A 20,994-nucleotide genomic window follows, 5' to 3' on the forward strand; every position below is an offset into this window, starting at 1 on the left:
TTGACGGCGGAAACCCACATCCTTACGGTTTTCTACAGGTAGCCCCCTAGTGACTGGAAGCAGAAGAAACAGTAAAGGTGCATACCGCTTTTTATAAGTTACTGGCAATGAGCTCACTGCCCCGTCCATCGCTTCCAGGTGAAAACGAATCACAGAGGGACGTCATTGGTAGTACTCACGCTACACCAGCACCGGTTTATCTCCGGCCTGAACTGGCTCCCTTTTTGGCTGGCGACTGCGCCGCGTAGCTGATTTTAAACAGCGTGCCGTTCAGATCATCGGTCACATAGAGCGAGCCGTCTGGTCCCTGAGCGAGTCCGCAAGGGCGGTGCTGCACGGGGCCGGTTGGCTTCACTAGATCGGTGCCCGCAAAATTATCCGCGAAGATCTCCCAGGGCCCCGATGGCTTCCCATTTTTGAACGGAACAAACCCGATTAGATAGCCCTTGTGCAACGCCTGCGACTGACCGTGAAAGGCAATAAATGCGCCATTCCGGTAGCGAGCCGGGAAAGCGGTACCGGTATAAAATAGCAGCCCGTTCGGCCCCATATGCGCCGGGAAAGCCGCCAGTGGGTCAATAGTTTTAGTTGTACCCTGCTTTTTACCGTCGCCGCCGTACTCCGGAGCCAGAATTTTCTTTTTCTGGATGTGATCGTAATACACGTATGGCCAGCCCGCGTCATCACCTTCGTGCAGTTCATACATAGTTTCGGCAGGTAGCTCGGCGCTTTGCTGCGGGGTGTAGTACTGCGGATAAAAATCGTCGAACGCGCCGCGTCCGTGCTGCATTACAAAAAGGGTGTTGGTCTTTGTGTTCCAGTCCAGCCCAACCACGTTTTTCAGGCCAGTTGCAAAGCGGGTACCGCTGGCAAACGACTGATTAGGTACGTTGCTTTTGAAGCGCCAGATACCCGCTGCCGAATCGAGAAGGGGGCAAGGCATCATCCCTTTACCCGTACCTGCAACCCGGCAACGGTCATTGTCTGAGGCGATATTTACGTATAGATTTCCCTGATTATCTATGGCAATCGACTTCGACTTATCGCGTTCTTTTTCCCGCAGCCCCGACACTACTTTCTCGGGCTGATCGGGGTTCACCACTTCCTGACTGTCATTGAGTTTGTAGCGAAATACCGTGTTGTTCGATGACGCGTAGAGGTAACCCTCGTGCATGAACAGGCCGGTACCGGGGTAATCGCCGAAGCCTACGCGCTCATCAACGACGCCGTCTTTGTTCGTATCGCGGAGGCGGTAAATGCCTTTGCCGTCTTTCAACTGTCCCAGCTTTACATAGATATCACCGGTCTTACTCACCACCACGTGCCGGGCAGCCCCCAGGTCTTCGGCTACGATAGACGCCGAAAAGCCCGCCGGCAGTTTTACCTCCGTTGGTTTGATCGCACGTTTTGCAGCAACAGTTGCTTTGGTAAGCGGCACATTATCGGCGGCGAACGTACCCGGCGCACCCAGGCTTAGGAGCGATAGCGCAAGTGCAGAAAAAGACAGAAAGGAACTGGTCATGGTTTGGGGGTGATCGGTCAAATCAGGCATACGACTACCCGACAAAGACACAGAATGGCCCTCTATTACTGTATCGTCGACCACGTTAGCCGTGGAATGATGCGATACAGCCGTAGAGGGCCATTGATGCAGGCTGAAGCCATTGGGCTGAAAGTCAGCCTAGAGCGTTTTAGGCTTTAGGTATTTATCGAACCATTGCAGGTAGCGTTCAGAACGGTCTTTCTGGTAGCTTGGCGTGGTAATGCCGTGAAACTGACCAGGGTAAATGATCAGTTGGGTCGGCACACCCAGCGACCGCAACGCCTGATACATCTGCTCGCTACCCGCCACAGGTACGTTAAAATCTTTCTCGCTCGCCATGAACATGGTCGGCGTCTTGATGCGGTCTGCTTTCAGGAATGGATACGACAGCTTCATCCATTTCTCCGGGTTTTTCCAGGGAGCACCCAACTCATTTTCGTATTGATTTGTGTACTGATCGATACCATACATTGATAATTGCAGTGAACTGCCGGCTCCGCTGGCTGCCGCTTTGAACCGGGGATCAGTTGCAATGGAATAGTTGGTCAGGATACCGCCGTAGCTCCAGCCACCAATACCAAGCCGATCTGGCTCGGCAATGCCTTTCTCGACCACATAATCGGCGGCACCCAGGATATCCAGCACTTCCTTGTTGCCCCAGTCGGCGTAGATGGCTTTGCAGAAATCGATGCCCCGCCCGTTGCTGCCCCGGTAGTTGACCGCCACAACCGCATAGCCGCCAGCAGCGAGCAACTGCCGGGTGAGGTCGAATGAATACTCATCCTGCGACACGGGCCCACCGTGGATAAAGAAAATGGTCGGTAGTTTCTTGTTGGCCGGCGTGTTGGCGGGGCGGAACAGCAGGTTCGACACCGATGCTCCATCTTTACTTTTCGAGGTAAATCCCTCTACCGTAGCCAGTTCGAGCGGAGCCAGAAACTCATCGTGTGCGTGGGTCAGGCGACGGGGTGTACCGTTTTCGAGGGCATACAACTCACCGGGCAGTTGCGGCTCGCTGAACATGGCCAGCCAGTTGCCCGCCGAACCAGGTTCCAGACTGCTGTACGACCGGTTGCCTCCTGCTACCTTCGTAAACTTGCCATCGGCCAGCGTGTACTGCCCCACGTACCTTTGGCGGTCGTCCTGTACCAACACCGCAATCGACTGCCCGTCTTTCGACCAGCGCGGGTTTTGAATAGGACGGTCCAGTGCTTTCGATAGGAGTTGAGGTTCGCCCCCGTCTTTGCTAATCACCGCCAGCACGGGTTGATCGTACATGATAAATGCCCCCGAACCGGTAGACCGCTGGTAGGCAATGCGCTTTCCGTCGGGGCTCCAGACCGGGTCCCCATCGGTGCCAGTCCAGGTGGTTAGCTGCTTCATGGGCGCTCCTTTCCGGGCTTCCATCACGTAAATGTCCGTGTTCTCGTTTTTGTCGGGATCATCCGTCCGGTTACTCACAAAGGCCAGCATCGAGCCATCGGGCGACCAGGCGGGCGACGTTTCGTCGGAGGCACCAGCGGTCAGCGTATCAAGCTTTCTGGTGTCGATGTTGTAAACGTACAGATGCACGGCGCTCCGGTCCAGATACCCTTTCGTATCGGCTTTGAAGTGATACCGGTCCATGACGTAGGGCGTGCGAATCTTCGTTTTCGACGAATCTGAGTAGTCCGGATCGCGAAGCACCAGCGCTATTCTCTTGCCGTCGGGAGCCCATTCGTAGTCTTCCAGGTCCGTTTTTAAGTCGGTCAGTTTTTTGGCTTCCCCGCCGCGCCGGTCCATCAGCCAGAGCTGACCTTTGGCGTTGCCCTGCCGCGCCGACACAAACGACAAATACTTGCCGTCGGGGCTAAACCGGGGGCGCGATTCGCCATCCGGACTATTGGTCAGTTGCACCGACTGCTTGCCGTCCCAGCTTACCATCCAGATATCGGCATTGCGTTTATCCTTCGACAGATCGACGCTCGATTGCACATAAGCCACCCAGTTGCCATCCGGCGCTACCTGCGGGTCGCTCAGACTCTGGAGCCGGTAGATATCCTGCGGCGTAATGGGCCGTTTGGGGGTTACGGTCTGGGCGAATCCGGCCAGACTGGTCAAGAGTACTAAGCAGAACGTAGTTGTTTTCTTCATGGTGGCCTATATGATACGACTATCCGACTACAAAAATGGCAAGAAAGATAGTACACACACGTAATTAGCAGTTCGTAAGCGCTATACTACCGGTTGAACCGCGGCCTGAAGCGTAGAATGCCCGAAAAATGCACGCCGCCTACCCGAGGGAATCGGTTAGACAACGTGCTTCAGCCGAAAATCAGGCCGCATCAGCGAGCTGCTTTTGCCAGCGGGTCCACAAAAGGAGCGGTTGTGCAAAGCAGTTCAACATTGCCACGAATGTCCATTATAAAGCCGTGGATGTTAATGGGTACCTCCGAATTACTGGATGGTACTAAGTTAGCAGCATCACGTTCGGCCAGGTAATCCTGTAGCCTGTCTGACAGACGTTGGGCATATCTTTTATGATCATTAAATTCTTTGGTATACCCCAACGTTTCATAATCACCCTGACCGTCCTTCAAAAATGCTTTATAAGCCCCGCAATTGCGGTGTTCCAGAATGTAAATATCTTTGATGTTGTGCAGCTTAATGGCCAGGTCAACGTGCTGTAGCAGTCCCGTCTCCCACCCTCTGTAGTCTTCTTTACACATCAGGTCATCATCAGCGGGCGACGTACCCATCAGGGCTCCGATTGAGGCACCAGCCATGATGTACTGGTCGTAGCGATTGACCAGATTCTCATGCTCCATGAAATGAGTAATATTTTCAAGCAGCCGCAAATCCATACAACTGATAAGCAGCACATTATAAAGTGGGGGTTTAAAACCCGTGGGGTAGTTCCTGGTGAACATAACGCTTTAGTTAGTGAGCTACTTTAACCGCAGACCAACAAAACACTGTTTGAAAAAATAAGTATCAGGTTCGCTGATTGATTAAGTGGAGCCGCGTTCTGCCGGCAAACTGGCTTGGCAGAACGCAGCACACAGCACACAAAACGAAATGCATCAGCTACGCCTGGTCACGGCCTGTAGCAGTGACAGAACCTCGACCGGAAAGAGCTATTTTTGGCCTTCTCAACTAACCCAACTATGCTGACTACTGCCGAGGCTGATAACATCCTGGCCACCCACGCCCTCTCACAATCGACCGAAACGGTGCCGTTTGCCGACGCACGCGGCCGGGTACTGGCCGAAACCATTCTGGCCGATCGCGATTTCCCCCCATTCGATCGGGTGTCTATGGATGGCATTGCCATTCACTCCAACGCGCTAGCCGATGGGCAGACAACGTACCCGGTGTTGGCTATACAGCGAGCAGGCGAGCCACTCCAGGCGCTGCTGGATCCCACGGGTTGCGTTGAGGTAATGACGGGGGCCATTCTGCCAACCGGCACCGATACCGTGATCCGCTACGAAGACCTGTCGATCACCGATGGCCTGGCTACGCTGACGATTCCAGACGAGATGGTGAAAGGACAAAATGTGCATAAGCAAGGTAGCGACCGCCGCACGTTCGATGTGCTCCTGCCCGCCGGCACGGTGCTCCGACCGGTTGAACTCGCCGTTGTGGCCTCGGTTGGGCAAACGTCGGTCGCGGTTCTGAAGCGCCCCCGCGTAGCGGTAATTTCAACCGGCGACGAACTGGTTGATACGCACCAGACGCCCCTCCCCCACCAGATTCGCCAGTCGAACGCATACCTCCTGCAGGCGGCCCTGCGCGACTTGAACATCGACGCGTCGGTCCATCATTTTCCTGATGATATAGGCACCATCACGTCGGGCTTGTCGGCGCTGCTGGCCCGGCATGATGTGCTGGTAATGACCGGCGGCGTTTCGGCAGGCAAAGCTGATTTTGTGCCCGAGGTGCTGGGTGCATTAGGTATTCGGCGGCATTTCCACAAGATCGAGCAGCGTCCCGGCAAGCCGCTCTGGTTTGGCACAAGCCCAGATGGGCAGCGCGTTGTGTTTGCCCTGCCGGGTAATCCGGTATCCACCACGCTCTGCTTCTACAGGTACGTTCGTCCGTATCTGCAAACGGCGATGGGCATGGTGGCCGAGCCAGCGCTCTACGTACAGCTGGCCAAGTCGGTTACGTTCAAACCTCAACTCACGTATTTCACGCCCGCCCGGCTCGAAGCCACCGCCGACGGCCAAGTGCTGGCTCACCCCCTGCCCGGCAGCGGCTCCGGCGACTTCACTAACCTGACCGCCGCCGACGCTTTCCTTGAACTTCCCGCCGACACCGTCGAGTTTCCCGCAGGTACGTTGGCAAAAGCATGGTCGATTGGGTAAAAAGACGCCAATGTTGTCATTCTATGAATTGACGATCCATGCCCTGGCAACGGCCTGACAAACGGGTAGTTTTGTCTTTTCGCCTTAACCTGCTTTACACTATTACCCCTATGAAGAAGCTACCCAGTATGTCTGTCGGACTAGGTGTCCTGTTGATGCTGCTACACACCAGTTGCCAGCGCACGAGCAGTTCCAGCCAATCGGCCGAAGGTGCAGCGGTGTATAAACAACTAGCCGACAAACGGATCAACCTGCCGAACGGCTGGTCGCTGACCCCGCCCGGCAGCAGCCTCGACCTCGACGACTTGCCACTGACCATGGTAGTGTCGCCCTCGAAAAAGCTTATCGCAATCACCAACAATGGCCAAAGCACGCAAAGCATTACCCTGATCGACGCGGGTTCACGGCAGATCCTGGACACCGCCAAAGTGGCCAAAGCCTACGTTGGTCTGGCGTTTAGCGACGACGAAACGACCCTATACGCCTCGGGTGGAAACGACAACCGGGTGCTGACTTACCGGATCGAAAACAGGCAGTTGGTGCCCGGCCAGCCCATTGTGTTGGGCAAACCGTGGCCTGTTAAGATTTCGCCGGCCGGCCTTTGTGTCGATAGCGGAAAGGATAGACTATATGTTGTAACGAAAGAAGACAGCTCGGTGTACATGGCCGACACGAAGAGCCGCCAGGTAATCCGCAAACTAAACGTGGGGGCGGCGGCCTATACTTGTTTGCTGTCGCCCAACAAGCAGGAACTATATGTATCGCTCTGGGGCGGGGCTGGCGTGGCGGTCATTGATGCCAACACCCTCCAGCCTATTGCCCGGATTGCCACCAATAAAAACCCCAATGATCTGCTGCTGACCCGCGATGGAAAATACCTGTTCGTTGCCAACGGAAACGATAATACCGTTGCCCTGATCGACGTAGCCCGGCGGCAGGTGATCGAAACGCTGACCGCCTCCCTCTTTCCGGATGCGCCCGTAGGCACTACTCCCAACGGATTGGCCCTGAGCGACGATGAAAACACCCTATATATTGCCAACGCCGACAACAATTGCCTAGCCGTGTTCGATGTGTCACGGAAAGGGCATAGCCTCTCCAGTGGGTTCATTCCGACTGGCTGGTATCCAACGGCAGTGAAAGTGATTGGCCCAACGCTGTTCGTCACCAACGGTAAAGGGTTCTCCTCGAAGGCCAACCCAAAGGGCCCCAACCCCGTCAGAACACGTACCCCGCAGCAGGTAGGCCCCAATCCGCAGGCCAACCCCGGCCCGGTCGAGTATATCGCCGGCTTGTTTAAAGGTACCCTCTCGATCATCGACGTACCCGACGCCGGTAAGCCGGAACCGGCTACGCTGGCGGCCTACTCGCGGCTAGTGTATGCCAACACGCCTTACACGAAGCGGAAGGAACTTCAATCGGAAGGCGAAGTGGGCAATCCCATCCCCATGCGAATTGGCAAAGGGCAATCATCGCCGATCAAGTACGTCTTTTACATCATCAAAGAGAACCGCACGTACGACCAGATTCTGGGCGATATGCCGGAAGGCAACGGCGATGCGTCACTCTGTCTGTTTCCGCAGAAAGTCACTCCGAATCAGCACGCGCTGGCACGAGAATTTGTGCTACTCGACAACTTTTACGTCGATGCCGAAGTCAGTGCTGACGGGCACAACTGGTCATCGGCGGCTTATGCCAACGATTATGTAGAGAAAAACTGGGTTACCAGCTATGGCGGGCGGGGTGGCACCTACGACTACGAAGGACAGAAAGAAATTGCCCATCCGCGCGATGGCTTCATCTGGGATCACTGCAAGCGGGCGGGCGTCTCGTTTCGTAGCTACGGCTGGTTCGCCGACGACGACAAACCTAACATCAAAACCCTGGAAGGGCACTATTGCCCGGCCTTCAAAGGCTACAACCTTGGGTATATGGATGTGAAGCGGGAGGCCGCCTGGGAGACCGATTTCGATGCGCTGGTAGCCGCGGGCAACGTACCCCGCTTATCGACCGTCCGGTTCGGCAACGACCACACATCGGGAGCCCGCATTGGCTTACCCACGCCCGACGCGGCCGTGGCCGATAACGACCTGGCGGTAGGTCGATTTGTAGAGCACCTCTCGAAAAGCCCCATCTGGAACGAATCGGTGATATTCATTCTGGAAGACGATGCCCAGAACGGCCCCGACCATGTAGATGCGCACCGGTCGATTGCTTTTGTGGCTGGCGGCTTCGTAAAGCGCGGTTTTGTCGATCACACGATGTATTCAACGTCGGGACTGCTGCGCACGATCGAGCTGATTCTGGGGTTGAAACCCATGAGCCAGTATGATGCCGCCGCAACCCCTATGTGGCGCTGTTTCAACAAAACGCCGACCCTTACCCCGTTTATAGCTCGCGAAGCAGGCATTGACCTGAACCAGCGGAATGTAGCTGTGAACAACAACTCAAGACGGTCGTCGCTCTTCAACCTGACCCGCCCCGACGAGATCGATGACCTGATTTTCAGCGAGATCGTCTGGCAGACCGTTCGGGGCTCGACGAGTGTGATGCCTGCCCCTCGCCGGGGTGCTTTCGTTCGTATCGGACAAGGCGATACCGACGAGGACGAGGACGATTAAGTAGTTTTACAAGCCGTTTACGGTGCATATAAGGGCGTCTGTTGCTTACTTTGCTAAGCGGCAGACGCTTTTTCAGTTTGCTGTACCCCGGTCTTTAGTCCGTTTTGTCCATTACATCAACGGATTCAAGTCTGTGATACGTCGTTCACAACTAAACGTCTAGACAGGTACGTTAGGTTGCCGGGCAATAACACGCGTCCCCTTTTTCGCGTTATATCATATGGTAACTACTTCACACACTCGACGCTATTCGTGAAACGATTTTTGGTAACAACCGGTCTTGTTATACTGGCTCTCATTCTGCTGGTAGCTGGCTTCGTCACGGTTGTGGCGACTACAACCTGGGGACAGAACTTTGTTACCCAGCAGGTTAATAGCTATCTGGGCAAAAAAATTAAGTCACCATTCCGCATTGGCCACATCAGGTATCGCATCCCGGACTGGATCGAACTGGAAGATGTGTTTTTCAAGACGCCCCAGGGCGACACGCTTCTCCTGGGCGAAAAAATGCGTGTCGATCTCGACATGATGGCTCTGTTGCAGAACAAAATTTCCATCAATCAAATTGAATTGGAGAAGGTTAGTCTACATGTAACCCGCACCCTTCCCGACACGGCATTTAATTTCAATTACATACTGGATGCCTTCAATACGGCCCAGCCCGATACGGCCAGTCTGGCCAATAAGATTGCCCCCGAAGCCGACACGACATCAACGCCATTAGACATTAGTCTGGTGGGCGCTAACCTCCGTAAGGTGCTGATCCGTTACGAGGACGACGTGGCTGGCGCCAACGTGAACGCCTACGTAGACAGTCTGCACGTCAACTTCAGTGAGGTCAATGTGGCCCGGTCACGGTACCTTATTCAAAACGTTACAGCCGATGGTCTGAGTGTAAAGAGCCGAATCTATGAAGGCATTCCCACCCCACCTTCGGCTCCATCGAAACCGGGCGATACCCTCACGCTTGGGTTGGGAACATGGCAATTGACCCGCGCGCTCTGGGATGTTCGCATAGAGACAGCTGATTTTGCGACGACGGGTAAGGTGGGTAAGCTGGCCATGGAAAGCGATTACTTTCATCTCAACGGTGAGAAGGTGGGGATTAAATCGCTGGCAATGGCCAACGGCGATATTACCACGACCCTGCTCCGTCCGCAGCGAGCCAAACAGCAGGCCCGATCTCAGGATGCAGCGGTGGCTATTCAACAGGCTGATCCTGTACTGAAAGCGAAAGAAAAAGCCGAGGAAGCCCAACCCGTTGGCTGGATCGCCCAGATCGGCTCCGCGAAATTCTCGAACAACCGGATCCGCTTCGATGATGAGACGCAGGCCCGGCAGCCTCGTGGCCTCGACTATGGCCACCTTGACATGAGCGGTTTGGGGATCGAAGGCCGCAATCTGCTGTACAGTCCACAAGCCATATCGGGGCAAATTCGACAAGGTAAGTTTAAAGACAAAAGTGGGTTCGTGTTACAACATTTCGACGTTGATCTGCTCTATGGCGAAAAAGCTACGCTGCTTACCAACCTGTTTATCCGTACGCCAAACACCATTTTGCGCGACCGTCTCGAACTGCGCTATGATTCGCTGGGGCAACTTACCCGCGCTACAGAAGGCAAAAACCTGAATCGGGTAAAGGTGCTGCTTAACCTGCGGCAAAGTAAGCTCGCCTTTGCCGATGTGCTCCAGCTAGCTCCTTTCCTGGCCGACACGCCACCGCTGGCAGGGAACCGCAATGAGGTTGTCAGGGCTGATGCACAATTGCGCGGTACACTAGCCGACCTCCGGATTCCAAAGGCTGAGTTTGCCATGTTTTCGGGCACAGTACTCAAAGCCAGCGGCCGGATGACCAACGTAACCAACCCCGATCGGCTGGGCCTCGATCTAACCTTAACCGACGCCCGCACCAATCGCGCCGACCTGAAAAAGATGCTGCCGCCAGGTACGTTACCCGATTCGGTGGCCCTGGCCCCGGAACTGAAGCTAACCGGCACGGTACGGGGTACGTTAAACAACCTGACAACCGATGCCCGACTGGCAACAAACTGGGGGACTGCCGCATTTGACGGCTCCCTGCGCAATTTCTACGCAGGTAAAGGGCAATCCTATGCGGGTAAAGCGGTACTAAACAAGTTCGAGGCGGGCAAGTGGCTGATGAATCCGAAGCAATATGGTACGATCACGGCCCGGGCGGCAGTGAACGGCCGCGGCCTTGACCCGGCTACGATGCAAACCAACTTCCGCGCGGTGGTCGATGAAGCAGGGTTGAACGGCTACTCGTACAAAAATGCGGACGTGAATGGCTCGCTGGTGAACGGCGAACTGACCCTAAAAGGTGGCATCAATGACCCGAACGCCCAACTCACGCTGGATACGAAAGTGGGCCTGAAAACAGCCTACCCCACGATTGCCGGCGATATTAATATCCGGGAGTTGAACCTCGACAAATTGAAGTTATACGCCGATCCGCTCTCGCTGAAAGGGAATATCAGACTTGCTATGACCTCGACCGACCCGGTTCGGCCCGAAGGAACTATTTATGCCAACGACGCGGTGGTGAGTCTGAAAGGCAAAAACTACCCCATCGATACGCTGTACTTGAAGGCCGGTACCATGAACCCCAACCGGAAAACGCTGGTGCTGGGATTACCGTTTGGGCAACTGGCACTCAGCGGCCAATTTGAATACACGCAGCTATACGACATCGTGGCCAGTGAGATTGGGCGCTATTTCAAGATTCCGGATCTCACCTACAAAACCGTTAAGCCGCCCTACAGCTTCTACGTGCAGGGACAGGTACGGCAGCACCCACTCCTGCAGGCATTTGCACCGGCACTGCGCAAACTCGAACCCGTCTCGCTGAACGCCTACCTTGACAACACCCGCGATACCACCTTTGCGGCAACCATCAAAACTGGTCTTGTCGACTACGACACCATCGTCGTAAAAGGATCATCGCTGGCTTTGCTGGCCTACAATAATCAGTTGAGCGTAGCTGGGCAATTCAACGCACTACAAACGAATAGCCTGAAAATCGGCCTGACGCAGCTCACCGGCTCGGCCGCCAATAACCGGTTCTCGTTTGCCGTAGTCAATAAAGATTCGGTCAACAAAGACCGGTACGGCCTGGCCGGACTGGTGTCGCTGGTTGACAACAACTACCGGCTGCAGGTTGGGCAACGCGGTCTGCTGACCAACTACCGAACCTGGACCTCTGACACAACGGGTTACCTGCAATACGGCACCAAGGGCGTATTAGCCCAGAACTTCATACTCAGGCAGGGCGGGCAAACCATCAGTGTCAATAGCGTTGAGCCGGTTGCTAATGGCCCCTTGCGCGTTGAGGCCCGCAACGTAAACCTGAGCGACCTGGCGAGTCTGGCGAATCAGGACACAACCCTGGCGGCGGGTACGTTGAACAGCAATGTAGTGGTTCGCGACTATATGTCGCCGCCGGGCGGTACACCGCTTTCGTTTACGGGTGATCTGCGTATTGACAGCCTCCGCGTGATGGACAAACCGATTGGTACGCTCAATGGCGACTTTGCCAATGCCTCAGGCGATCGTATTGCCGTAAACGTAACCCTCCTGAGCACCACCAATGACGTGAAAGTCTCGGGCTTTTACGACCCCAATGACCCGAAAGAAGCACTCGATTTTTACCTGAAACTGAACCGGCTCGACGCTAAAACGATTGAGGCGTTCAGCTTTGGCGAACTACGGCGGGCCAGAGGGCAGTTGCGGGGCGAGACCGATATTCAGGGAACAGTAGCCAACCCGCGCCTCAACGGCGGTATCTCGTTCGACTCGGTGGCGTTTAACATCAAGCGGCTAAATGCTACGTACCGCATCGATCAGGAACGCATTCGGCTGGCGGGTCAGACCATGACTCTGACCGATTTCAATCTCCGCGACACGCTGGGCCGGACCCTGACTACCGACGGCCGCGTTGAGCTGAAAAATATTCCTGACATTGCCTATGACCTCCGGGTGCGGGCCAAAAATTTTCTGGCGCTGAATGCTGCCCGTAAAGACAATGACTTCTTCTACGGACAAGCGTCGGTGTCGGCTAACCTTCACATTGTTGGCACGGGTTCGTCTCCGGCGATCACTGGCGGGGTGAAGCTGGAAGAGGGCAGTAAAGTAACCACGGTCTTGCCCAGCGATGAGGCCAGCCTGAACGACGCCCGCCAAACGGTTACCTTCATCGACCACTCTGATACACTGGCGCTCAGCAAATACCTGCGTCCCAAACCAGATTCGGTGCTGGCACCGCTTCAGTTCGAAAAGCTGAATAATTCGACAATTAACCTGACGCTGGAAGCCGATGACCGGTCGGAGATTACGATTATTGTCGATGAGTTGAACGGCGATAACCTGAAAGCGCGGGGCAATGCCCAGTTGGCCGTAACGGTTGAGCCAAGTGGTGATGTGTCGGTACTGGGTCGGTATGAAGTAACAGAAGGTAGCTACTCGCTGACCTATCAAGTGCTGCAGCGGGAGTTTAAACTCCAGAAAGGGGGCTACATTAACTTCACGGGCGATCCGCTTAAGGCTGACCTGAATCTGACCGCCATCTACGAAGCCCGGACAACCTCCGACGCCCTGATCGCCAGTGAATCGACGAACGCGACGGCTTCGACCACCAAGATAAACTTGCCCTACAACGTAGCCCTGACGCTGAGTGGTAATCTGGCCGCACCCAATATCGGCTTCGATATCATCGCTCCGCGCGAAACGCTATCCCGGCTGGGCAACGCCTCTGATTTAGTATCGACCAAACTGGCAACTCTACGCGAAGACCAGAATCAGATGAATAAGCAGGTATTCGGGCTGCTTATTCTAGGCAACTTCATCTCGGAGTCGTCGGGTGGGTCATCATCGGAATTCAACGTAGGCGACGCTGCCGAGAACATTGCCCGCAGCAGCGTGAGCAAGATCATCAGTCAGCAGTTGCAGCAGTTTGCGTCCGGGCTCATCAAAGGCGTTGATCTGGATGTGGGGCTGAACTCCCGGAGTGGGACTGCACAAACGGGTGGCAATGCAGGCACGAACCGCACCGACCTGAACATCGGTTTGTCAAGGAGTTTCCTTCAGGGCCGGCTTACGGTCTCGGTCGGGAAGAACTTCCTGGTCGAAGGCTCACAGGATGTGCGGGCGGCGCAGAATAACAACGCCGTTTTCGATAACCTGAACCTGAACTACAACCTTACCCGTGATGGACGCTATGCCTTGCGCGCGTATCGCCGTAGTAACACCGAACGAACCATTCTCGAAGGTTTTGTAATCGAAACCGGCGTGGGCTTCGTTATCACCGTTGATTTTAATACCCTGGCCGAACTGGTCAGACGGCGAAAAGAGGAGGAAGTCGAGTAGTGCGATTTTGTGTTTGCTGCGTGATCGACGCTGTGTTCTTTGACAAGGCACCAGCTACCTGATTCACGTTGGCAAACACAAAATGCCGACAACGTACCCGGTACTTTATCCAAATCCCACGTTCAAATTCAGTGCCTTTTCCATTCATGAAGACCATTCACTCATACCAGCTAGTCACCTTTTTGTGTAGCGTGCTGCTTATTCAGGGCTGTAACGTTGCGAAAAAACTGCCTGCCGGGGAAAAACTATACGTTGGTGCTGACTTCGTTCTGAACACCGATTCAACCATTACCAAAGACGAGAAATCGCGGTTGAAAGATCAGCTCTCGGAGTTGGCCAGACCCCGCCCCAACAAGCGGCTATTTGGCTTCCCCTATAAAGTGGCGATGTACTATTTTATTGGCGAGCCAAAAAAAGAGACTGGTTTTAAAGCCAGCCTGCGCCGCCGTTTCGGCGAAGCACCCGTACTGGCGTCGGCTCGGGGATTGACCGCTAACAGCGCGCTCATGGCCAATGTCCTTGAAAATGAAGGGTACTTCCGGTCGCAGGTTGGTGGTGAGTTTGTGGATATAAACAGCTACCAGACAAAGGCCCGCTATACGGCACAGGTTCCCCAACGCTACCTGATCGATTCGGTTTCGTTCATTGGTGATTCTACACTGGTGGCCCGGGCCATGTTCAACGCGTCGCCCCGCACCTTTCTGAAGGCTGGCAATCCGTTCTTACTTGACGTACTCAAATCAGAACAGCAACGCATCGCCGATGCTCTGAAACAGCGCGGTTTCTACTACTTCCTGCCCGACTACGTTGCCATCCTGGCCGACACTGCAGTAGGCGACCACAAAACGCGGTTCTACGTAGCCATCAAGCCTGACATTCCGGAGGCGGCGAAGATTCCCTACTACATTCGTAACATCTATATATACCCCAATTACACGCTTCGTACGGCTCGCCGCGATACAAACCGGGCCGAGGCTTATCGCCCCGAGGTAATCAACCCCGCCGACACCGGCAAGTCCTTACGTCGTTTCTTTATCGTTGATTCAGGGCGAGTATTCAAGCCGCAACTCTTCAACGACGTAATTAGCTTACGGCCTGGACGACGGTATAACAGTCGGGCGCAGGATCTGTCGCTGTCCCGACTGGTGAATCTGGGTACGTTCAAGTATGTCCGCAATCGCTTTGAGCCTGTGGGCCGCTATGGCCGCGACTCAGCGTTGTTCGACGTAAACTACTACCTCACACCCCTACCCCGCAAATCGGTTCGGCTTGAAGTATCGGGCAACTCCCGCTCCAACAACCTCGCAGGTACGTTGCTGACTGTCGGCTGGATTGGCCGAAACGTTTTCGGACGGGCTGAACAGCTTAATCTGAATGCTACGGCGGGTATCGACTTGCAGATCGGGGCGGCCGGGCGTGGCGTCACAAACTACCGGTATGGGGCCGATGCGACCCTAAGCTTTCCGCGATTGGTTGCGCCATTCACCATTCGGTACGACCGCCGTCAGATTTTACCAAAAACGAACATATCACTTGGCTACGAACTCCTCCAACGCGATTCGCTGTACAACCTCAGTTCGTTACGGGCCTCTTTTGGATATGCCTTCCGTACTAGCAATCGAGTTGAGCATTCCTTTAATCCAATAAATATCAACTATGTACACAGCTTTAATTTCGGGCCCAAATTCTTTGAAGCCCTTAGCGATCCTGAAACTTCCGGGCCTTTTGTACGGCTTATTGAAGACCAACTTATTTTAAGTAGCCTATACACGCTGAACATAAATTCGCTGCCGAACGCAAACCGCAAATACAGTAACCGGTGGACATTAAATGTTGAACCAGCCGGTAACTTGGCTGGCTTATTCGTGAAGGCAGATTCATTAGATTACAAACGCATCATCGAGGTTCCTTTTGCGCAGTTTTTCCGTGTAGATCTTGATAGCCGACATTACATTCAGTTAAACAAATCGCTAGTTTGGGCTAACCGCTTCTTCGGCGGAGTTGGCATTCCCTACGGCAATTCGGCCGAACTTCCTTTTGTGAGGCAATACTTCGTAGGAGGGGCTAATAGTGTTCGGGCATTCAGGCCACGCGCTGTAGGGCCGGGAACGTTCTCCAATGTTGGCAGTCAGGTGCTCTTTCAAGATGGTGGTGGGGACGTTAAACTAGAGGTAAACACCGAATTACGGGCCAAACTCGGTTCCCTTTTCCAGTTAGCCGCTTTCATAGATGCCGGGAACGTATGGTCATACTCTGATGCATCTACCTACGGTCCTGGTTCAGAATTCAGCAAAGACTTTATTAAGCAATTAGCCATTGGCGGTGGCGTTGGCTTACGCATCGATCTATCGTACTTTCTGGTCCGGGCCGATTTAGCCACACCGTTCCAAAAGCCCTATCTACCTGAAGGACAGCGCTGGGTGCTAAATCAGATTGATTTTGGTAGCCGGGCCTGGCGTCGTGAAAACCTCATCCTGAACATCGCGGTAGGTTATCCATTCTGATTTGTGGTTATCTTGCATACGTATTTCTATGCAAGTAAATATCCACCAATCATGAAAATAAGTGGCTTCTCTTACATTCGTAACGGGTTCACGTATCAATATCCTTTCTTAGCTGCTATTCAGTCTGTTCTGCCTATATGCGATGAATTTATTATAGCGGTTGGCGATTCATCAGATGGCACTCGTGAAGCAATCGAAGCGCTTGGTGATTCACGTATCCGTATTATTGATACCGTTTGGGATGAAACGATGCGTCAGAATGGTAAAATATTTGCGCTTCAAGCAAATACAGCGTTGCGTGAATGCACAGGCGACTGGCTATTCCATATCCAGGCTGACGAAGTGATTCATGAGAACGACTTACCAACAATCAAACAGGCAATTCTGGCTGCACATGACAATCGATCAATTGATGGGTTACTCTTTGACTTTCTGAATTTTTACGGCAGCTATGATTACCTAAACAATACAAGAAAGCAGCATAAGAAAGAAATTCGGGTGTTTCGTAATGGCATCAATGCCTTCGCCTACAGGGATTCGCAGGGGTTTAGACGCTACCTATCTTATGAAACGTATCTACAAGGCGAGAAAGGCAAAAAGCTCTACGTTCAATACGTGCCTATTCCGGTTCATCACTATAGCTACGTACGTCCACCCGAGCAAATGTACCTGAAGGGAGCCTTTTTCGCCACGTTTTACGGCCATGCAGGAACCGTTGAGGAAGAGTTGTCAACTACACCTAAGCTACACGACTATCACAATATATCTCGTGTCAGGCGCTTCGAGGGGAGTCATCCCGCGGTTATGAACAATTGGATTGAAAACGGAAATTACGATTTTGACCCGGCCAAGATTCATTATAAGCTAAGCCTTAAGGAACGGGTTGTCTATTTCATTGAAGATCGACTGAAGTACCGCTTTGGCGAATGGAAAAACTATAAGCTCCGGAAGTAAACCACCGTTGCCCTTTACGAAAGCATAAAAAATCCCCGGCCGTGCATGACCGGGGATTTTTTGGACGCGCTGACAAACGACATTGACCGTTTGTTAGGTACGTTGTTACATTTTGCCGTGGTTCATCACAGGCACCGTAATCATGGTTCCACCCCAGGCAATAGCCAGGCTACTGTTGGTTGGTGTGATGGTCAGTTTTTCGACCGGCGCTTTGGTCGTTCCGGCGGGCACTTTTACTTCCAGTATGTTTTTGTCAACGTGCTTATCGTAGTCGTAGGCGCCCCACTGACCCAGGACGGTGTTCAGAATAACCGACCACTCTTTTTCATTAGGGATCGTCACCAGCGTGTATTTACCGGCTTTCACCATTTTGCCACCAAACATCACGTCATTTTTGAACGTGATCTCGGTAGCTGCATCGGCACCAGTCCGCCAGGGCTTACCATATTTTTCGAGTGACGTTACGCCCTCCTTTCCGAAGAGAACGCGGCCACGCATCGATGGCTGGCCATATTCTACCTTAATATTCTTGTCTGGGCTCTCAGCGGTGACGTGTGGGCTCTTTGCATTCTGGGCATAGCCAACGGAAGCAGTCAGGGCAAAAAAGAGAAGCACTAATAGCGAAACAGTCTGTTTCATGATCTGTAATGAATTGGTTAGTGATGTAGCATCAAAACGTAAACAACATCCATACCAATATGGTTTTTGCAGATTCCTCCTCATGGAATACTAGTTTTTCTTACTTTTACCTAATAGTATGCACGCATACTATTGTAAGTTTGGCGTTTGTTGTCTGATGTTTATCGTTGCTTGTCAGGCACCGTCACCAAAGCAGCACAACAACAAACGTCGAACCGCAGCGGCGGACCGCATAAACATCAAACTAAATTTTCCATGTCTTCCTACTTCAGCAAACGCAACCTCCAGTTTCTGCTTCATGAGGTCTTTCAGGCCCAGGACCTGACGAAGTATCCCTACTTCTCGGCCCACGACCGGGGTACGTTCGATATGGCCATTGATTCGGCCGCTCAGATCGCCGACACGCTTATGCATCCGTACGTGCGCGAGGTAGATCGCAACCAGCCTGAGCTTAAAAACGGGCAGGTGACGGTGCACCCCAAGGTGAAAGAATTCATTCAGGCCATGGGCGATGCCGGGCTGATTGGGGCCGGTTTTTCATTCGAAAACGGCGGGCAGCAACTTCCCGAACTCATCAGCTCGAGTATCGGCTTTATCCTGATGGCCGCCAACAACGGCATGATGTACACCGGCCTCACATCGGGCGCGGCGAATCTGATTACCTCATTCGGCACCGACGAACTTGTTGCCCAGTACGTACCCAATATGCTGGCGGGCGAGTGGCAGGGCACGATGGCACTGACCGAACCACAGGCCGGCTCGTCGCTGTCGGATGTGATGACCTCAGCTACCCTGCAACCCGACGGTTCGTATAAGATAAAAGGACAGAAAGTATTTATCTCGGCGGGCGACCATGATGCAGCGAGCAACATCGTTCACCTGATGCTGGCCCGCATTGATGGGGCACCGAAAGGCACCAAAGGTATTTCCCTATTTGTAGTACCCAAGTACCGCCTGACCGACAGCGGGCAGGTCGATAACGACGTCACGTCGACGGGGGTGTATCACAAAATGGGGCAGCGCGGTGTGCCGGCCATGCACCTGACCATGGGCGAACGCGACGACTGCGTAGGGTACCTGGTTGGTCAGCCGCATCAGGGGCTCCCCTACATGTTCCAGATGATGAACGAGGCGCGGATTGGCGTTGGCATGACTGCGGCGGGCATTGCCACGGCGGCCTACCATGCAGCCTTGCAATACGCCCGCGAACGGCCACAAAGCCGTCGCCTGAACGAGAAAAACGCCCTCGACGCGCCGCAAACGCCAATTATTAACCACCCCGACGTTCGGCGGATGCTGCTGTTCCAGAAAGCCGTTACGGAGGGTTCATTGTCGCTGCTGCTCGAAGCCGCCAAGCAATTTGATATTGCCCATGCTGCCGACGGAGATGAGCAGGAAACAGCGAAGCTGCTGGTTGAGATTCTGATGCCGATGGCGAAGACGTACCCCTCCGAAATGGGCGTGCAGTCGGTGAGTCAGAGCGTACAGACGTTTGGCGGCTATGGCTTTACGGAAGACTTCCCGGTGGAACAACTCTACCGCGACATTCGGATTACGCCCATCTACGAAGGTACTACGGGCATTCAGGCGCAGGATTTACTGGGTCGGAAGATGACCATGAAAGGTGGCAAGGCGGCGCAGTTGCTGATGCAGGAGATTGGCAAGACCATTGCCGATGCCTATAACCACGACGAATTAAAAACGTATGCCGCCAGCCTGAAAGCGGAACTGGGCCGCATACAAGAGGTATTCCAGGCACTGACGCCCCATGCAGGTGCGGGCGATTACGAGCGTTACCTGAGCGATGCTACACTGTTCTTGGAGCAGATGGGCATTGTGGTGGTTGCCTGGCAGTGGCTCAAGCAGGGCCTTGTAGCCAAACAAACGATCCTGACGCAGAATCCGCAGGGCGATGAACTGGCTTTCTATGAGGGGAAACTGCACACTATGAAGTTCTTCTTCCACTACGAAGTGCCCAAGACACTCGGTCTTGCTGCTCGCCTTAAAGACACCGAAGTGCTGACCATCGTATCGGCGAAGGAGTTGGCGTTGTAACCGGTTTGACGTTTGTTGTTTGAGGTTTGACGTTGCGCTGCTGACAGCACAGTACTGTTTAGTTAGCGGAGCAACGTCGAACCTCAAACATCAAACCTCAAACCAAAATTACGGTTCCTGCCTCGCCGGCGAGGGCGGCGCTTACTTCGTCAGCATGACAAATGATGACACGCGCTACGCCAGCTTCGAGGGCGGCAAAGGCGTTATCGAGTTTTGGAATCATGCCCTTATTGATGCTGCCAGCGGCTTTATGCTCAGCGTACAGGGCGTGCGTTAACTGGCTGATTACGCTGTTGTCATCGTCTGGATTGGCCAGCACCCCCCGTTTTTCAAAGCAATACACCAGCGTTACCTGATTGTGCCCGCTCAGATCGACGGCCAACGCCTGCGCCATGGTGTCGGCGTTGGTATTGAGCAACGTACCTGGATCGGTGGGATCAAAAGTAAGCGGAGCAAAAACCGGCACCAGCCCCTGGCTCGTAAACGACTGCAAGCGGCCCGAGTCGACTTCCTGGATATCGCCGACAAAACCATAATCGATCACTCCTACCGGGCGTTTCGTCGCGCGAACAAGCCCAGCGTCAGCACCTGTAAGCCCGATGGCATTGACCCCAAGCGACTGTAACTGGGCCACAATTTGCTTGTTCACCAAACCGCCGTACACCATCGTTACCACGTCGAGCATGGGCTTATTCGTGATGCGGCGGCCCTCAACCATTGTTGTAGGTACGTTCAGTTTCTCGGCAATCTGCGTCGCAATTTTTCCGCCGCCGTGAATAAGGACCCTGTCACCACTCAGATTCGAGAAAGCAGTCAGGAAACGGGTTAGAGCGGTAGCACTATCAATGATGTTTCCGCCAATTTTAAGGACTGTGATCTGATTCATGGAATCAGTTTGACGGTTGAAGTTTACTATTTGTCATTGCGCTGCTGACAACGAATCGTGCTAT

Annotated in this window: 11 protein-coding genes; 6 read left to right on the top strand and 5 right to left on the bottom strand. The window is 53.8% G+C overall.

Features of this window, described 5'->3' with window-relative positions; genetic code table 11:
* Nucleotides 1-196: 196 nt before the first annotated feature.
* The 3 genes from F7231_RS13490 to F7231_RS13500 all read right to left on the bottom strand — a co-directional run bounded on the left by F7231_RS13490 (nucleotide 197) and on the right by F7231_RS13500 (nucleotide 4,452).
* On the bottom strand, nucleotides 197-1,522 hold the full coding sequence (locus F7231_RS13490) for a PQQ-dependent sugar dehydrogenase (protein WP_166692258.1): 1,326 nt from the start codon (nucleotides 1,520-1,522) through the stop codon (nucleotides 197-199).
* Nucleotides 1,523-1,681: 159 nt separating this feature from the next.
* Nucleotides 1,682-3,676: an alpha/beta hydrolase family protein gene (locus F7231_RS13495; RefSeq protein WP_166692259.1), complete on the bottom strand. Its 1,995-nt coding sequence runs from the start codon at nucleotides 3,674-3,676 to the stop codon at nucleotides 1,682-1,684.
* 191 nt (nucleotides 3,677-3,867) lie between these two features.
* Nucleotides 3,868-4,452 (bottom strand): hypothetical protein, encoded by a 585-nt coding sequence (locus tag F7231_RS13500; RefSeq protein ID WP_166692260.1) that lies wholly within the window; start codon nucleotides 4,450-4,452, stop codon nucleotides 3,868-3,870.
* Nucleotides 4,453-4,689: 237 nt separating this feature from the next.
* Between F7231_RS13500 and F7231_RS13505 the strand changes: the two genes are divergently transcribed.
* From F7231_RS13505 to F7231_RS13525, 5 genes are all read left to right on the top strand, one after another.
* Entirely contained in the window at nucleotides 4,690-5,892 is a 1,203-nt protein-coding gene (locus F7231_RS13505; RefSeq protein ID WP_166692261.1) for a molybdopterin molybdotransferase MoeA, read from the top strand.
* A gap of 128 nt (nucleotides 5,893-6,020) precedes the next feature.
* Nucleotides 6,021-8,513, top strand: a complete 2,493-nt coding sequence (locus tag F7231_RS13510) for a bifunctional YncE family protein/alkaline phosphatase family protein (RefSeq protein WP_374757378.1) — start codon at nucleotides 6,021-6,023, stop codon at nucleotides 8,511-8,513.
* A 252-nt stretch (nucleotides 8,514-8,765) separates the two neighbouring features.
* Nucleotides 8,766-13,892, top strand: coding sequence for a translocation/assembly module TamB domain-containing protein (locus tag F7231_RS13515; protein WP_166692263.1), 5,127 nt, complete (start codon nucleotides 8,766-8,768; stop codon nucleotides 13,890-13,892).
* Between the two features lie 146 nt (nucleotides 13,893-14,038).
* On the top strand, nucleotides 14,039-16,396 hold the full coding sequence (tamL, locus tag F7231_RS13520; RefSeq protein WP_166692264.1) for a translocation and assembly module lipoprotein TamL: 2,358 nt from the start codon (nucleotides 14,039-14,041) through the stop codon (nucleotides 16,394-16,396).
* Nucleotides 16,397-16,447: 51 nt separating this feature from the next.
* Nucleotides 16,448-17,350, top strand: a complete 903-nt coding sequence (locus tag F7231_RS13525; protein WP_166692265.1) for a glycosyltransferase — start codon at nucleotides 16,448-16,450, stop codon at nucleotides 17,348-17,350.
* 105 nt (nucleotides 17,351-17,455) lie between these two features.
* Here the strand turns inward: F7231_RS13525 and F7231_RS13530 are convergent, their stop codons facing one another.
* Entirely contained in the window at nucleotides 17,456-17,989 is a 534-nt protein-coding gene (locus tag F7231_RS13530) for a DUF2911 domain-containing protein (RefSeq protein WP_085413373.1), read from the bottom strand.
* A gap of 255 nt (nucleotides 17,990-18,244) precedes the next feature.
* Between F7231_RS13530 and F7231_RS13535 the strand changes: the two genes are divergently transcribed.
* Nucleotides 18,245-20,044, top strand: a complete 1,800-nt coding sequence (locus tag F7231_RS13535) for an acyl-CoA dehydrogenase (RefSeq protein WP_166692266.1) — start codon at nucleotides 18,245-18,247, stop codon at nucleotides 20,042-20,044.
* Nucleotides 20,045-20,141: 97 nt separating this feature from the next.
* Here the strand turns inward: F7231_RS13535 and argB are convergent, their stop codons facing one another.
* On the bottom strand, nucleotides 20,142-20,930 hold the full coding sequence (gene argB, locus F7231_RS13540; protein ID WP_166692267.1) for an acetylglutamate kinase: 789 nt from the start codon (nucleotides 20,928-20,930) through the stop codon (nucleotides 20,142-20,144).
* Nucleotides 20,931-20,994 lie beyond the last annotated feature (64 nt).

It is taken from the genome of Fibrivirga algicola, from assembly GCF_011742925.1.
GTDB classification, from domain to species: Bacteria; Bacteroidota; Bacteroidia; order Cytophagales; family Spirosomataceae; genus Fibrella; species Fibrella algicola.

Excerpts from the sequence above, each read along its gene's own strand:
- F7231_RS13500 (WP_166692260.1), bottom strand. The coding sequence starts at position 4,452 with ATGTTCACCAGGAACTACCCCACGGGTTTTAAACCCCCACTTTATAAT.
- F7231_RS13535 (WP_166692266.1), top strand. The coding sequence starts at position 18,245 with ATGTCTTCCTACTTCAGCAAACGCAACCTCCAGTTTCTGCTTCATGAG.
- argB (WP_166692267.1), bottom strand. The coding sequence starts at position 20,930 with ATGAATCAGATCACAGTCCTTAAAATTGGCGGAAACATCATTGATAGT.
- F7231_RS13490 (WP_166692258.1), bottom strand. The coding sequence starts at position 1,522 with ATGACCAGTTCCTTTCTGTCTTTTTCTGCACTTGCGCTATCGCTCCTA.
- F7231_RS13525 (WP_166692265.1), top strand. The coding sequence starts at position 16,448 with ATGAAAATAAGTGGCTTCTCTTACATTCGTAACGGGTTCACGTATCAA.
- F7231_RS13505 (WP_166692261.1), top strand. The coding sequence starts at position 4,690 with ATGCTGACTACTGCCGAGGCTGATAACATCCTGGCCACCCACGCCCTC.
- tamL (WP_166692264.1), top strand. The coding sequence starts at position 14,039 with ATGAAGACCATTCACTCATACCAGCTAGTCACCTTTTTGTGTAGCGTG.
- F7231_RS13510 (WP_374757378.1), top strand. The coding sequence starts at position 6,021 with ATGTCTGTCGGACTAGGTGTCCTGTTGATGCTGCTACACACCAGTTGC.
- F7231_RS13530 (WP_085413373.1), bottom strand. The coding sequence starts at position 17,989 with ATGAAACAGACTGTTTCGCTATTAGTGCTTCTCTTTTTTGCCCTGACT.
- F7231_RS13495 (WP_166692259.1), bottom strand. The coding sequence starts at position 3,676 with ATGAAGAAAACAACTACGTTCTGCTTAGTACTCTTGACCAGTCTGGCC.